Origin of the sequence: Gulosibacter molinativorax (assembly GCF_003010915.2) — a bacterium.
In the GTDB taxonomy this organism is placed as follows: Bacteria; Actinomycetota; Actinomycetes; order Actinomycetales; family Microbacteriaceae; genus Gulosibacter; species Gulosibacter molinativorax.
The window spans coordinates 3,349,329-3,364,312 of sequence record NZ_CP028426.1 but is presented as its reverse complement, the minus strand read 5'-3'; the positions used below and the strand labels follow the sequence as shown (position 1 = coordinate 3,364,312).

12 protein-coding genes and 1 riboswitch are annotated in these 14,984 nt (G+C 64.8%); of the genes, 6 read left to right on the top strand and 6 right to left on the bottom strand.

What is annotated here, in order from left to right; all coding sequences use genetic code 11:
- Position 1 precedes the first annotated feature (1 nt).
- The gene (locus GMOLON4_RS15600) at positions 2-1,081 is read right to left on the bottom strand and encodes a LacI family DNA-binding transcriptional regulator (protein ID WP_051266022.1); all 1,080 of its coding nucleotides are present in this window, start codon (positions 1,079-1,081) and stop codon (positions 2-4) included.
- A 230-nt stretch (positions 1,082-1,311) separates the two neighbouring features.
- Between GMOLON4_RS15600 and GMOLON4_RS15595 the strand changes: the two genes are divergently transcribed.
- The 4 genes from GMOLON4_RS15595 to GMOLON4_RS15580 all read left to right on the top strand — a co-directional run bounded on the left by GMOLON4_RS15595 (position 1,312) and on the right by GMOLON4_RS15580 (position 5,535).
- Positions 1,312-1,860 carry a YceI family protein gene (locus GMOLON4_RS15595; RefSeq protein WP_026935865.1) on the top strand — a complete coding sequence of 183 codons (549 nt, stop codon included), beginning with the start codon at positions 1,312-1,314 and terminating at the stop codon, positions 1,858-1,860.
- 159 nt (positions 1,861-2,019) lie between these two features.
- Positions 2,020-3,033, top strand: coding sequence for an NUDIX domain-containing protein (locus GMOLON4_RS15590; RefSeq protein ID WP_084147302.1), 1,014 nt, complete (start codon positions 2,020-2,022; stop codon positions 3,031-3,033).
- Between the two features lie 117 nt (positions 3,034-3,150).
- On the top strand, positions 3,151-4,338 hold the full coding sequence (locus GMOLON4_RS15585) for a galactokinase (protein ID WP_084147303.1): 1,188 nt from the start codon (positions 3,151-3,153) through the stop codon (positions 4,336-4,338).
- 126 nt (positions 4,339-4,464) lie between these two features.
- The gene (locus GMOLON4_RS15580) at positions 4,465-5,535 is read left to right on the top strand and encodes a 2,3-butanediol dehydrogenase (protein ID WP_026935866.1); all 1,071 of its coding nucleotides are present in this window, start codon (positions 4,465-4,467) and stop codon (positions 5,533-5,535) included.
- A gap of 30 nt (positions 5,536-5,565) precedes the next feature.
- On the opposite strand, the gene GMOLON4_RS15575 is transcribed toward GMOLON4_RS15580, so the two are convergent.
- The gene (locus GMOLON4_RS15575; protein WP_211222669.1) at positions 5,566-7,218 is read right to left on the bottom strand and encodes a hypothetical protein; all 1,653 of its coding nucleotides are present in this window, start codon (positions 7,216-7,218) and stop codon (positions 5,566-5,568) included.
- 292 nt (positions 7,219-7,510) lie between these two features.
- Here GMOLON4_RS15575 and GMOLON4_RS15570 point away from each other — a divergent pair, with 292 nt between their 5' ends.
- On the top strand, positions 7,511-8,947 hold the full coding sequence (locus GMOLON4_RS15570) for an MFS transporter (RefSeq protein ID WP_026935868.1): 1,437 nt from the start codon (positions 7,511-7,513) through the stop codon (positions 8,945-8,947).
- A gap of 139 nt (positions 8,948-9,086) precedes the next feature.
- Here GMOLON4_RS15570 and GMOLON4_RS15565 read toward each other — a convergent pair whose 3' ends face one another.
- The 3 genes from GMOLON4_RS15565 to GMOLON4_RS15555 form a co-directional block, all read right to left on the bottom strand.
- A complete protein-coding gene (locus tag GMOLON4_RS15565) occupies positions 9,087-9,986 on the bottom strand; it encodes a bifunctional methylenetetrahydrofolate dehydrogenase/methenyltetrahydrofolate cyclohydrolase (RefSeq protein ID WP_026935869.1) in 900 nt (299 codons plus the stop codon).
- Positions 9,983-11,287: a serine hydroxymethyltransferase gene (glyA, locus tag GMOLON4_RS15560; protein WP_051266028.1), complete on the bottom strand. Its 1,305-nt coding sequence runs from the start codon at positions 11,285-11,287 to the stop codon at positions 9,983-9,985. Before glyA ends, GMOLON4_RS15565 begins: the two co-directional genes overlap by 4 nt.
- Before the next feature lie 22 nt (positions 11,288-11,309).
- Positions 11,310-11,391: riboswitch (ZMP/ZTP riboswitch) on the bottom strand.
- A 35-nt stretch (positions 11,392-11,426) separates the two neighbouring features.
- On the bottom strand, positions 11,427-12,674 hold the full coding sequence (locus GMOLON4_RS15555; RefSeq protein ID WP_035731623.1) for an MFS transporter: 1,248 nt from the start codon (positions 12,672-12,674) through the stop codon (positions 11,427-11,429).
- Between the two features lie 114 nt (positions 12,675-12,788).
- Here GMOLON4_RS15555 and purU point away from each other — a divergent pair, with 114 nt between their 5' ends.
- Positions 12,789-13,670 carry a formyltetrahydrofolate deformylase gene (gene purU / locus GMOLON4_RS15550; RefSeq protein WP_026935871.1) on the top strand — a complete coding sequence of 294 codons (882 nt, stop codon included), beginning with the start codon at positions 12,789-12,791 and terminating at the stop codon, positions 13,668-13,670.
- Positions 13,671-13,811: 141 nt separating this feature from the next.
- On the opposite strand, the gene GMOLON4_RS15545 is transcribed toward purU, so the two are convergent.
- The gene (locus GMOLON4_RS15545) at positions 13,812-14,945 is read right to left on the bottom strand and encodes a tyramine oxidase subunit B (protein WP_026935872.1); all 1,134 of its coding nucleotides are present in this window, start codon (positions 14,943-14,945) and stop codon (positions 13,812-13,814) included.
- Positions 14,946-14,984: the final 39 nt, after the last annotated feature.

Genomic DNA, 14,984 nt, shown 5'->3' with positions numbered 1-14,984 from the left:
ACTAATTATCGGTGGATTGCGGGACGCTACGAAGCAGTGCGGCCGAACTTCGGCGCACGATCAGGCTCGGCGCGACGAGCGTTTCGGCCTCGCTCACGCTGCCCGTCTCTTCGAGCTCGAGGATGCGGTGGGCGGCTTCCCTACCAATGGCCGCGTTATTCGGGTCCACGCTCGAAAGCGACACTTGCCGCAGCTGCGAGATCCGCGAATTGTCGAAGCCGGTGACGGCAATAGCCGCGCCGGGCCGCGCATCCGCGATAGCATCCAGCACCCCGATCGCCGAGAGATCGTTCACCGCGGCAATCGCGGTCGGCGCATCCCCTCGAGCGAATAACTCGCGCGTCGCCGTGTAACCGCCCTGCTCGGTGTAGTCGGAGCGCGCGACGCGGATGTATTCGGCCAGCCCGTGGTCCGCCATCGTCTGCCGATACGCATCCGCTCGCTTCGCGGCGACGAGCCCGCCGTTCCCGCCGACGTGGGTGATCCTGCGGTGGCCTGCCTGCACGAGATGCTCGACCGCGAGCCGCATCCCGAGTTCGTCGTCGGTACGGACGGTGGAGGCGACCTCAAAACGGCTCGCGATCGTGCTTGCAAGCACAATCGGGATGCCCGGGGCGATTCTCGCGACCTCTTCAAGGCCTGGCCCGGTGCCCACCATGATGAGGTTCCGCGGGCGGAGGTCGCCAAATACCTCGAGCGCCCGCTGGTCGAGCTGCATCTGGCCGCGTGCATCCGGTACTGCGGCCGAAGAAAACAGCACTCCGCGGCCATTCGCCGCAAGCTCGCTGCGCGCCGCATCCACGATGTCGGAGAAGATCGAGTTGTGGAGGTCCGCGACGAGGATGCCCGTAAAGTCGCCCTCGGCCGCCGCGAGAGATCGCGCGGAAGTGTTCGGTCGATAGCCAAGCTCCTCGACCGCAACCATGACTCGCGTGCGTCGTTCCTCGCTCACGCTCCCGCCCGAGAACACGAGCGACACGAGCGATTTCGAGACGCCCGCGCGGGCCGCGACATCGCGGATTGTGGGGCGCTTGCCACTTACCGTGGCCGCGCCGCCCGACTCGTGCTCGAGGGATGGCATCAAACCATTATCCCGCACGGACCGCAGCCCGAGGACCTTGACCTCCTCGAACCAATACCGTTGGGCCGTTCAGAAAACTCATCGTTTTGCACCCATCCACCAAGGGATTGTGGCTCCACCGCGCTATTCTTGCTCTACGACGTCAAATCTGCAGCGCTGGTTATGTATGAATTTGAATGTATCGGATAATGGCGCGGAAGCTTCGCGAACGACTCATAAGGAGCCACACCATGGCTATTGACCCCCAGTACGCCGGCAAGTGGAACATCGACCCGGCCCACTCTCGCATTGGTTTCTCGACACGTCACGCCATGGTGGCGCGCGTTCGAGGCGCCTTCAACGAGGTGTCGGGTGAAGCAAACCTCAACGCGGAAGCAATCGACCAGTCGACCGTCCGTGTCGTCATTCAGGCCGCAAGCATCGACACGCGCCAGGGCGACCGCGACAACCACCTCCGCAGCCCCGACTTCCTCGACGTCGAGCAGTTCCCCGAGATCGTGTTTGAGTCCAACTCGATCGACGAAATCAGCGACAACAACTACATCGTCGCCGGCCAGCTGACCATCCATGGGATTTCGCGCCCGGTCTCGGTGCCGCTCGAGCTCATCGGTATCGAATCCGACCCTTCTGGCGCCGTCCGCGCCGGCCTCGAGGGTACGCGCCGCATCGACCGCCAGGACTGGGGCGTCTCATGGAACACCCCACTCGACTCCGGCGGTGTGCTCGTGAGTGACAAGATCACCCTCGAGTTCGAGCTCTCGCTCGTCAAGGAACAGTAACCGCAGTCGTTCGCGTCGGCCGCAGGAGCTCCCGGCTCTTGCGGCCGACGCCGTTTCCGGGCCACGATCGTCGCGCCGAATTCCCGTCGCCATCAGCGCGCACTCATCCGCAGCAGACGTACCATTGACGCTGAGTAAGCAACGGCATGGGAGGTGCGGATGTCCAGCGAGCAGACTCCCGAGGACCTCGGCGCGAAGACGGGATACATCCCCGTGTTCTCGCAGTACGTGCCAGGCTCGCCGGAGGCGCGGTCTGAGCATCTTCCCGACCACTACACAAACGAGCCCAAGGTCCGCGACGAAGGGGACTACTGGGCGGTTGGTCCCGACGGCACGAAGATGTGGGGACGATTCGGCGCGGCCGGGCTGCTCACGTTCGACACCGCTCGGGGAGTCCTGATGCAGCACCGCGCGCTCTGGAGTCACTACGGCGGAACTTGGGGAATCCCCGGTGGCGCGCTCAACGCGGGCGAGACGGCCCTCGACGCGGCCGTTCGTGAGGCGCACGAGGAGGCGCTCGTGCCTCCGGATGCGCTCGACCCATTGTTCTCGAGGGTCGTGGATCTGGGCTTTTGGTCGTATACGACTTTTGTGGTCGAGACGCTGCGGCCATTCGAAGCCCAAATCACCGACGATGAATCCGCGGGGCTCGCCTGGGTGGTTCCGAAGGAGTTTCGCCGTCTCAAGCTGCATCCCGGTTTCGCGAAGGCGTGGCCAACCCTCGAACCGCTCCTCGAAGCGCGACCGCTCATCGTTGTGGATGTGGCCAACCTCGTCGGTACAACACCAAATGGCTGGTGGCGCAGTCCCGCCGCCGCGGCTCGAACCACGATCCACCGCATCGCGCGCGTCGCCGAACACGGTGTGCCCGCATCCCTCTTCGGCTTCGACGCCCAGACCAGTTGGCCCGCGCTCGCCTGCGTTGTCGAGGGCAAGCAGTCGGGCGCGGCGGCTGGCCTCGGCCCACTCCCCGGGCGGGTCGATGTCATCCCTGCCGAGGGTTCGGGGGACGACGAGATCGTCGACATTGTTCGCCGGTCGCGGGATGCGAGGCGAAATTCCCCGGTCCTAGTCGCCACAAGTGATCGGGCGCTACGCACGCGGGTCGAAGCGCTCGGGGCAACTACCATCGGTTCAGCGGCTTTTCTTGAGCTTGCGGGGAGCGAATCCTAACGCGAAGGTGAAAGGATGCCCTCCGTGGTTCAAGTGCTCGCTTCAGCATTGCGTCGTAGAGTCTCTCTATGCTCGCGTCGTGTCCCGGCCGAGTTCATGTCCTGATACGGGGGAAGAATGTTTCGCAATACCAGTGAGGTCGCGGCGGACGGATTCGTCGCCACCTTCGGGAGCGCAGCCGAGGGAGTCTGGTCGGTGCCGGGACGAGTGAGTCTGATGGGCGACCACACGGACCTCGAGGACGGCCTGACGTTTGGCTACGCGCATCCGGCACGCTCGGCCGTGGCAGTCTCGCGCCGCGAAGACCGAACAGTGCGGGTCGTGACCGACCTCGCGACCGAGCACATTGAAACGACGCTGGACGAAATCGTCCCGCAAAGGGAACACAGCTGGCGCGACTACCCGCTCGGCACGATCTGGGCGGCTGGCAAACACCTCCTCGAGAACGAGAACGTTGACGACTCCCCGGCACCCACACCGACCGGGCTCGATCTCTTTGTGACCACCGACCTGCCGATCGGCGGCGGACTCGCATCGAGCGCATCCATCTGCGGTGCAATTGCGATGGCGCTCAACGATCTCTGGGGGCTCGGGCTCGACCGCATCGAACTCGCGGAGTTTGGCTACCGCGTCGAAAACGACTTCATCGGCGCATCCACCGGAATGTCCGACCACGTGACCGTGCTGTTCAGTGAGAAGGGCAAGGACGTCTTCTACGACTCGCGCGGCCAGGACGTCTCTCTCATTGACGGCCCGAACACCGCGGACGAGGGACTCCTTCAGCTTCTCGTTGAGACGGGCCAGGTACACCGCAACTGGGAGGGCGTCGTCATCGACCGCCACCAGGCGTGCACGCGCGTCGCGAAGACCCTCGGGTACCAGTATCTGCGCGAGGCACAGCCGGAGGAGCTCGACAACGCGGCAGAACTCGACGAAACCGACCGGCGGCGTGCCACCTACGTCGTGAGCGAGATCCAGCGCGTGTTGGACCTCGTTCGACTCGTCCGAACCGAAGGCGCAGCGGCCACCGGCCACCTCTTTAACGAGTCGCAGCGTTCGCTGCGCGAAGAGTTCGAGGCGACCTCGGAGCGCATCGATCTCACGACCGAGCTCGCGCTCGCGTCGGGTGCACTTGGCGCCAGGATGAGCGGCTCGGGATTCGGCGGATCGGTATTCGTACTCCTCCCGAAAGAACACGAAGACCAGTTCCGCAACTCGATTGACGCGGCGTACGCCGAGTACGGCTGGGATGCGCCGAAGGTGTACCAGATCTCGTCTTCCGAGGGGCCCCGCCGCGACGCGTAGCGCGCGATCCTGAGTCTTGGATGCACAGCTGGGGCAGCGTAGTCCCCGATCGTCAGGAAGTGTGCATACGCGGCTGGATAGCCTGGAAAAGCAGCATTTCGTATACCTTTCCTCAGGAGTGAAACCATGCGTGCAGCCCGGTACTACGGCAAAGAAGACGTTCGCGTCGAAGAGATTGAAGAGCCCACCGTTCGTCCTGGAACGGTGAAAATCGCCCCCGCTTTCAACGGAATTTGCGGCAGCGACCTCCACCTCTACCACGGCGGCCCGATTCCGCCCGCGCCCACCGAGACCGAGGCGCACCCCATGTCGGGCGAGAAGCTCCCGGTCGTCTTCGGCCACGAGTTCTCCGGCGTCGTCGAGGAAATCGGCGAGGGCGTCGAGGGGATCGCGGTTGGCGATCACGTCGCCGTAGAGCCACTAATGGTGGATGGCACCTGCAACGCCTGCAAGGCGGGTAAATACAACCTTTGCGAGAAGATGGGCTTCATCGGCATCTCGGGCCTCGGCGGTGGTCTCTCGGAGCACATCGTGGTCGAGCAGCGTTGGGTCCACAACGTCGGCGACATCCCCCTCGACCAGGCCGCGCTGATCGAACCGCTCTCGGTCTCGGTCCACGCCGTCCGCCATGCTGGCATCGGCCCCGACAGCGCGGGCAAGGTGGCCGTGGTCGGTGGCGCGGGCCCGATTGGCCTCCTCACGAGTGCCGTGCTCAAGGCGTACGGGCTCAAGACCATCGTCAGCGAGGTCTCGGAAGTTCGCCGGAACAAGGCGCTCGAGTCGGGCGTCGCGGATGTTGTCGTCGACCCGTCGGCTGAGGATCTCGCCGAGGTCGTGCGCAATGAGACCGACGGTGCGATGGCCGACGTCGCGTTTGATGCCGCCGGTGTGGGCGTCGTGCTGGATGGACTGTTCAGCGCGCTCGGTCCGGGCGCGCGTCTCGAGGTCGTTGCGATCCACACCAAGCCCTACGTGCTCAACGTGTCGGGCAGCCTGACGATGCAGGACCGCTCGATGGGTTCGTCTATCGGCTACGCCGACGACCACCCCGAGTCGATCCGCCTCGTCCAGGAGGGCCTGATTGACCTCGCGCCGTTCATCACGAGCAAGATCAAGGTCGACGACATCGTCGAGCAGGGCTACCAGAAGCTCCTTGAGGACCGCAGCGAGGTCAAGATCCTCGTCTCGATGAACTAGTTGTTTCTTGCCCGACGGCCCGCATCGCGCCTAAAGCGCGGCGCGGGCCTTTTTGCGTGCCGCGAGATTCACCAGCAGAGTGCCCACGAACGCAAGCCCCGCGCCAGTCAACATTGCCAACACCATGCCGCCCGGTGCGGTCGCGACAAAGGGCGCGACGACGGCAGGTAGGTACGCAGTAGCTTCGGCGCCGACCAGCCCGACAACTGCGCCACCGACGGCGGCTGCGCCGAGCGCCACACCGAACACGCGCTTGTCCCCGAACATGAACGGGTAGGACGCCTCGACGAACGTGCCGAAGAAAAAGTTCACGGCGGCACCCGAGCCCGCGAGCGCCCGCTCCCCCGAGGTCCGCGGCGCGAGCACGTTCGCAAGCGTGATGCCGAACGAGACCATCACGAGCGACACCATGTCGATCGCACCGAAGAAGCTGTGCCCCTTTTCGGACATCTCGAGGAGCACGAGCGGCAAAATCACCGCGTGGTACACGCCACCGATGATCGCCGGCCAGATGACGATCCCCGCAATTGCGCCCGCGAGGAGCGGCGAGAATGCGACAGCCCAGCTGATGACCTCCTGCACACTCTCGCCGAGCCAATTCGTGAACGGTGCGAGCAGGTAGAACACGAGCAGGCCCGGCAGCGCACCAGCGATGGCGCCGGTGAAGATATTTGCGGTCGTGGCCGGGAATCGCCATCCCAGGAACAGCTTGATCAGCCAGGATGCGGGCAGGCCCGCCAGGATGCCGCCGACAAGTCCACCGAGGATCCCACCCGGTTGCGAGAGGATGCCCGCGATCGCCCCGGCGACGAGACCCACCTCATCCAGCCCGGAGATTCGGCGCGCAGCGACCGCCGCGACGACGATCGGGAGCGCACCAATCAGGAGGTCGAATACCTCGGACAACCCAGAAAGTACGGGGATCTTGCTCACCGCGAGGATCAGCGCGAGCGTAATAAACGCAGGAATCGAACCGACCATAATGCCGCGGATGCTGATTCGCTTCCACGCCGGTTCATCGACGGATGACGACACCGCGGAGCCCAGCGCCGGGCGATACTTCACGCCCCAGTGCCTGGCCAGGCCCGAGACGTAGGCGACCGCACGGGTCGTGCTCGTCGTTCCGGTAGTGCCGGATGCGGAGACAAGGTTCAGCCCAAGCTGTTGCGCGGTCGCGATTGACGTGCCACCAGTGCCCGCTGCAGGAATACCCGCCTCGACGGCGGCGAGCACGGCCTTGTTATTCGTGTCCGACGGGTCCGCGCTGACGAGGATGAGCGCATCCACCTGCCCTGCTGCAATGCGCGCCGCGAGCTGAGCGTCGCGCTCCCGCGCGATGTCGTTGATCTCGGCCAGCGCACCGGTCGCGATTTGCGTGATTGTGCCCGTGCCAGTCTCATCGGCCAATGCCCAGAGTGCCGCCTTCGATCGCTCGGATGCGCCGTCCATCGAGGTGTCGGCCGCCACAAACTGCACCTCGGCGAGTTCGAATCCCGCGGCGCCCAACTGCTTTCGGATATCGCCGAGCAGTTTCACCGGGTCGTCACCACCGTGGCTCCGCAGGTTGCCACCGCTCGAACCCAGCACCGCGATTCGTCGGGCCTGCCGGCCGGATTTTGCGTTCGCCTCGGCTGCGTCGGATTCGGACGAGGAGTTCTCGGATGCGGCAGACTCGGCGGCCATGGCACTCTCAATCGGCTGGGCAACCGCAGCACTGCGACGGCTGCATCGATACAGGACGGCCCATAATGCTACGCCGAATCCGGGAGTTCTTTGGCATCGGTGCATAGCAGGTGTAACCTGAGGGTTCGCAAATCGCGACTTTCTCACCGTCGGATGCGCTCTCCGCACCTACCCGGTGCCGCGCATCCGCATTGCCAACGCCGGCCTGCGCCTTTGGCCCACCTCCTCATCCAGGATCTGACCTGAGACGGAGGTATTTCGCGCCATTTTTCAATCGTGCAGGAGTCTTTCTGTGTCACAGGACACCGCCACTACCCCAACGAGTTCGGCCGTCCCGGCCGAACAACCAGCGAAGAACAAGCCGTGGCAGGTCATTACGGCCAGCCTCGTCGGGACATCGATCGAGTTCTACGACTTCTACGTCTACGCCACCGCGGCATCGCTCGTTTTCCCCGCGCTGTTCTTCCCGAGCGATGACCACGTCACCGCGCTGCTCGCATCCTTCGCCGTGTTCGGCGTCGCATTCATTGCACGCCCGATTGGCTCGATCGTCTTCGGACACTTTGGCGACCGAATTGGCCGCAAAGGCACGCTCGTCGGCACACTGCTCGTTATGGGGATCGCAACGTTCCTGATCGGCCTGCTGCCGACCGCCGCGAACGCGGACGGCAGCATCAACGCGAACATGACCGTGCTCGCACCCACGCTGCTCGTCATCCTGCGATTCTGCCAGGGCCTCGGGCTCGGCGGCGAGTGGTCGGGCGCAGCCCTGCTCGCCACTGAGAACGCGCCCGCGAACAAGCGCGCCATCTACGGCACCTTCCCCCAGCTCGGTGCACCGATCGGCTTCATCCTGGGGAACACTCTCTTCGTGATCCTGAACTTCACCCTCACGAACGACCAGTTCATGACCTGGGGTTGGCGCATCCCGTTCCTGCTCTCGGCAGTGCTCGTGATCGTCGGGCTGTGGGTGCGCATCCAGCTCACCGAGACCCCGGCGTTCCAGAAGGTCCAGGCGGAGGACCACGTCGTCAAGGCACCGCTCGTCGAGGTGTTTCGCCACTCGTGGCGCGCGATCGTCCTCGGCACGTTCGTGATGGTGGCCACCTACGTGCTGTTCTACATGATGACGTCGTTCATGCTTACGTACGGATCGACGCCGACCACGGAACAGGCCGCCGCTACCGCTGCTGAATCGGGCACCGCGTTTGATGCTTCGACCTACGTGGGCGGCCTCGGCTACCCGAAGACAGAATTCCTGCTGATGCTGATCGTCGGCGTGGTCTTCTTCGGTCTCTTCACACTGATCTCGGGCCCGCTCGCCGAGCGCTTTGGCCGCAAGAAGATGCTCATCTCCGTGACGATCTTGATCTTCATCTTTGGCTTCGCGATGACTCCGCTGCTCAGCCTCGGCCACACGGGCGTGCAGGCGCAGCTCATCATCGGCATGGCACTCATGGGGCTCACCTTCGGGCCGATGGGTGCGGTACTGCCGGAGTACTTCCCCGCCAACACGCGGTACACGGGTTCGGCGATCGCCTATAACATGTCCTCGGTGATCGGTGCCGGTATCGCGCCGACCGTCTTCGTGGCGCTGTGGAGCTTCGGCGATGGGTCGCCCTTCTGGGTCGGTGTGTACCTCTCCGGTGCCGCGGTGCTCACGCTCATCGCACTGTTCTTCTCGAACGAGACGAAGCACTACGACTACAGCAACGATTCGGCGGCGTAGCACGGGGCGCGACACCGTCATTGCCGGTAGCGCGGCGTGATTGCCGGTAGCGCTCGGCGTCATTGCCCGTAACGACAAGCATTGCCCGTACTTCAGCAAGGAGCTGACGTACGGGCAATGATTGTTAGTGGATGAGGCGCTAGCTGGCGGAGCGTTCCGCGGTCTCGACGACGTTCGCGAGCAGGAGCGCCCGGGTCATCGGACCAACCCCACCGGGGTTCGGCGACATGTAGCCAGCGACGTCCCACGCGCCGGGGTCCACGTCTCCGCGAACCTTCGACTTGCCGGTCTCCGGGTCCTCCACGCGAGACACCCCCACGTCGAGTACCGCTGCACCCGGCTTGATCCACTCGGCCTTCACGAGGCCGGCCGAGCCGGCAGCCGCGACCACAACATCCGCGGAGCGCACGATCTCGCCGAGATCGCGCGTGCCGGTGTGCGTCAGCGTCACCGTCGCGTTGTACTCGCGGCGGGTCAGCAGTGGCCCGATCGAGCGGCCTACGGTCACGCCGCGGCCAACGACCACGACGTGCTTCCCGTCGAGCGAGATGTCGTTGCGCTGCAGCAGCTCAATGCAACCGCGCGGGGTGCACGGCAGCGGCGACGTAATCGGCTTGTTCACGTTCAGCACGAGGCGTCCGAGGTTCGTCGGATGCAGGCCGTCCGCGTCCTTGTCCGGGTCGATGCGCTCGATGACCGCATCCTGATCGAGATGCTTCGGCAGCGGCAACTGCACGATGTAACCGGTGCAAGCGGGGTCGGCGTTGAGGCTGTCGATCGCCGCCTCGACTTCCTCCTGCGTTGCCGTCGCGGGCAGATCGACGCGAATCGACTCGATGCCCACCTCGGCGCAGTCGCGGTGCTTGCCCGCGACGTAGAGCTGCGAACCCGGGTCGTCACCGATCAGCACGGTGCCGAGGCCGGGCACGATCCCGCGAGCGCGCAGGGCCGCTACGCGCTCACGGAGCTCGGCCTTAATCTCGGCGGATGCCTTCTTCCCGTCGAGCCGAACGGCCTGCCCGCTCGTGGCCTCACTCATGCGTAGACCAGGCCTGCGTAAAGCGGGAACTTCTCGGCGAGCACTGCGGTGCGGGCACGAAGCGACTCGAGGTCGGCGCCGGGCTTCAGCGTCTGCGCGATCACGTCAGCGACCTCGCGGAATTCCTCGTCGCCGAAGCCACGGGTCGCGAGCGCCGGCGTACCGATGCGCAGGCCCGAGGTGACCATCGGCGGGCGCGGGTCGTCCGGCACCGAGTTACGGTTCACCGTGATGCCGACTTCGTGCAGGAGGTCTTCGGCCTGCTTGCCGTCGATCGGCGAGTCACGCAGGTCGACGAGCACGAGGTGCACGTCGGTGCCGCCCGTCGTCAGCGCAACGCCAGCCTCGCGGACGTCGTCCTGCAGAAGGCGCTCGGCGATGATCTGCGCGCCGCGCTTCGTGCGCTCCTGACGGTCCTTGAACTCGTCGGTCATCGCAAGCTTGAAGGCAACGGCCTTACCTGCGATGACGTGCATGAGCGGGCCACCCTGCTGGCCGGGGAACACTGCCGAGTTGATCTTCTTCGAGAGATCCGCGTCGTTCGTGAGAATGAAGCCCGAGCGCGGGCCGCCGATCGTCTTGTGCACGGTCGAGGACACGACGTGCGCGTGCTCGACGGGGTTGGGGTGGAGGCCCGCGGCAACGAGACCCGCGAAGTGCGCCATGTCGACCCAGAGGTACGCGCCGACCTCGTCCGCGATCTCGCGGAAGAGCGGAAAGTCGAGCTCGCGCGGGTACGCCGACCAACCGGCGATGATCACTTTGGGCTTGTGCTCGTGCGCGAGGCGACGAACCTCATCCATGTTGATGCGGCCGGTGCCGTAGTCGACGCCGTATGCCGCAACGTTGTAGAGACGGCCCGAGAAGTTGATCTTCATGCCGTGCGTGAGGTGACCACCGTGGTCAAGCGAAAGGCCGAGAATCGTGTCGCCGGGCGTTGCGAGGGCGTGCAGGACTGCCGCGTTCGCCGTTGCGCCGGAGTGCGGCTGCACGTTCGCGAACTGTGCACCGAAGAGCTCCTTCGCGCGGTCACGGGCGAGGTCTTCAGCGATGTCGACGACCTCACAGCCGCCGTAGTAGCGACGCCCCGGGTAGCCCTCGGCGTACTTGTTGGTGAGGACGCTGCCTACGGCTTCAAGCACCGAGCGCGGCACGAAGTTCTCGCTCGCGATCATCTCGAGGGTGTTGCGCTGACGGGTCAGCTCATCACGGAGGACACCTGCAATTTCGGGGTCGACCTGCGAGAGCGGCAGATTCTGATAGTCGGACACTTGAGACTCCTTAGTCGGATTCCAGTTCATGGGACCGGGCGATCATTGAGTGTCGGCGAGCCCAGGCGTGCGGCTCGTGATCCGTGTGCCGCTTCCCGATGGTGCCCCACCTGACGCCAGTCGCGACCAGATCAGTCTAAACGCATCATGCGCAGCCGTTGCTGCCAGGCTAGGCAGTTTTTCGAGCACTTCGCAGGTCGACGAGGATATTAATCACGACACCAGCCATCGTCAACGTGAGGAACGACACCCCGAGCGACCCCATGCCGTAACTGTCAAGCAAGATCGCGCCGACCAGCGCGCCGAGTCCGATCCCGGCATTGAAGCCGGATGTGTACATCGCGCTCGAAAGGTCGCGGTGCTTAGACGGAGCAACGGCCAGCAGTCGCGACTGGAGCAGGGTGGGGAGGAAGCCCATCCCGAAGCCCCAAAGGATGAGTCCCATCCCCGCGAGGAACGAGATCTGCGGGAACAACGCGAGCGAGCCGCCGCCTACGAGGAACAGCGCGAACGAGACGTAGAACCCCGCGCCCGTGCGACCGGTGAAAAGGGTGCCGGTGAGCGCGGTGGCAATCGCGGATGCGATGCCGTAGGCGAACAGCGCAATCGGGAGTAACGCCTCCGAGAAGCCGACCGGCCCGAGTAGGTACGGCGAGATATAGGAGTAGAACGAGTAGTGGCCAGTCATGACGACCATCACGAGGATGCACAGCGTGATGACCAGTCCCATCGACTTCCGAGACCGGCGTGTCACGGGGATGCTGTTGGTAATGACCTCGACGTCGCTGATCGCGCCAGGGGTCGGAAGCTCGACAGGCGCGGTCGCGGGAGCGGGCTTGTCCCCCACACCCTTCGGCAGTACGACCCAGAGCGTCGCCGCGACGATCAGGCACACAATCGCGAGTACCACGAAGGTCGCGCGCCAGTCGATCCACTGGCCGAGCGCGGTGCCGAGCGGCACACCCAGCACGAACGCGAGCCCACCACCACCGCCGGTGATCGAGACCGCCTTCGTGAGCTGGTTCGGCCGCACGAGCGATCCGGTATACGACGTGACGGACGACCAGAACACCCCGTGCGCGATGCCGTTGATGATGCGGCTCGCGAGGACGAGCTCGTAATTTGGCGCAGCGGCGGTGAGGATCGTGCTGATCGAGAAGAATGTCAGCACGCCTACGAGCAGGATGCGCTTCGGCACCCGTCGCAGCAGCATCGTGAGCGGTGTCGAGGTGAGGACTACCGCAAACGCGAACACCGACATGAGCAAGCCGATCTGCGATTCAGCAACGCCGAGATCCGGCGCCATGAGGTGCATCAGACCGGTCGGCAGCATCTCGATCGTGATCGACATGAACGTGGCCGTGGCGAGGGTCACGAGTGGGCCCAAAGGCAGTTTCGAGCTAGTTTGTGTCGTCACCGGTCGATCCTACGTCGCGACTGGCTCTCGGGGTAGGAGCGGCGCGAAGGTGGATGCGCGGCCCGCGCGGTACGCCCTCGGGAATCTAAGCCGTTCTCCCGTACCCTAGCGACTGTGACCGAATCGACTACCCCCGCACAGCAGCCTTCCCCGAATCACCGCGTCCTCACGCTCGTCTGCCCTGATAAGCCGGGCATAGTGCACGCGATGACCGCCGCGATCGTGGCGTCGGCAGGAAACATCGTCGAGCTGCAGCAGTTCTCTTCGCTCGACACCGACCGTTTCTTCATGCGGATCGAAATCGATTCCCCGGTCACGCAAGGTGCGCTCCTCGCCGAGGTCAACCCCGTCGCCGAGCGATTCAACGCGGAAATTCACCTGGATGAGGTGGGCCGCCCCGTGCGCACCCTCGTCCTCGGGTCAACGGCCGAGCACTGTGTCAACGACCTGCTGTTCCGCCAGCGCACCGGGCACCTGCCCATCGAGGTGACTCGCCTCATGGCGAACCACCCGAACCTCGGCAACATCGCCGAATTCTACGGGGTGCCGTTCGAGCACCTGCCGATCAAGAGCCCAGAGGACAAGCTCGCGTTTGAGAACCGCGTGCGCGAGGTGATCGCTCAGGACGACATCGAACTCGTCGTACTCGCTCGCTACATGCAGATCGTCTCCCCCGAACTCTGCGAGGAGCTCGAGGGGATGGCCATCAACATCCACCACTCGTTCCTGCCAGGGTTCAAGGGCGCGAACCCCTACCGCCAGGCGCACGAGCGGGGCGTGAAGGTGGTTGGTGCCACGGCGCACTTCGTCACGACCGATCTCGACGAAGGTCCGATCATCGAGCAGAACGTGCGCCGTGTCGACCACACTGACACGGTCAAGCAGCTGCAGGCGATGGGCCAGGACGAGGAATCACGCACGCTCACGCAGGCCGTCAAGTGGTTTGCCGAGCACCGCATCCTGCTTGACGGCCACCGCACCATCGTCTTCCGGTAGCCATTTCGATCCTCGAGTAGCGAAGCGTATCGAGAGGCCACTCTTCGATACGCTTCGCGGGTCAGCACCCCTCGATATGTGCCTACGGCGCTACTCGGGGATCGATATGCGCCTACGGCACCTACTCAATAGCCTGAAGGACTACGCCATCGCGGGGGCGTCCCACAGCGGCAGGCTCGTGCCAATGCCGCGTTTGATCGCATTGCGGTACACCACGGTGCCCCACGCCACGTCCTCAATCGGCAGCCCACCGATCGACACAATGACGATCTCCTCCGGATTGCGGCGGCCCTCGGCGCGGCGCTCGACGACCGGCCCGAGCTCCTCGATGTCCCAGTGGCGGATCTTGCCCTCGGCGACGAGGTCGAGGAACTTGTTGCCGATGATCCCCACGTGGTGGTGCGTCGGGGTCGGGAACTCGAGGCCCCATGCCTCGTAGAGGCCGTAGGAGTCCACGACCTTGCGAACGTCCTGTGCCTCGAGCCCCTCATCGATGTTGGCGGCGGCAGGCATCGTGACGAGCGCGCCCGGCTCGAGCCACTCGCGGCGAATCATCGGATAGGTGTCGAGGTCGCCGGCCTTGGTCGTCGCGCACACCGTGACGACGTCGCAGCCACGAACTGCCTCTTCGTCAGACTCGACCTGCTCGATCGAGGTGATCTGCGGTACGTAGGTCGCGACCCAGGTCTTGAAGTCGTCGATGCCACGCTGGCTGCGGCCGCGGACCTTGACCGTGTCGAGCATCGGACACGCGACCGCGAGCGCGGCCAGCGCCGTTCGCCCCATGACGCCGGGGCCGATCACTCCGGCGACCCGAGCATCCCCGCGCGCGAAGTGACGCGCAGCGACACCCGAGACGGCGCCGGTGCGCATCGCAGAAAGCAGGTTGGCCGACATCAGCGCGAGCGGCGCCGCGGTCTCGGTATCGTTGAGCATGAACATGAGGATCGAGCGAGGCAGGCCCTTTTCGCGGTTCGCGAGGTTCGAGCCGTACCACTTCATCCCCGTCGTGCCGAAGCTGCCGCCGAGGTATGCGGGCATCGCGGTAAATCGACGATCGTCACTGTTCTTCGGCATCGTGGGGAACGGCGGCTCGTCGGGGAAAATCATGCGCGCCCCGTGCGAGTCGTTGTTCGGCCCAGCCATGCGGTAATCCCCCGCAGCATAGAGCGCGAAAGTCTCTTCCATCGCGTCCACGCAGCTGGCCATATCCATCACTCCGGCCTCGATCATGTCGGGCTCGGAGAGATAGCGAAAGTCGATGCGGTTGCTCAACCAGGTCCTCAATTCATGCCTAGTGCGCACCACTGCCGC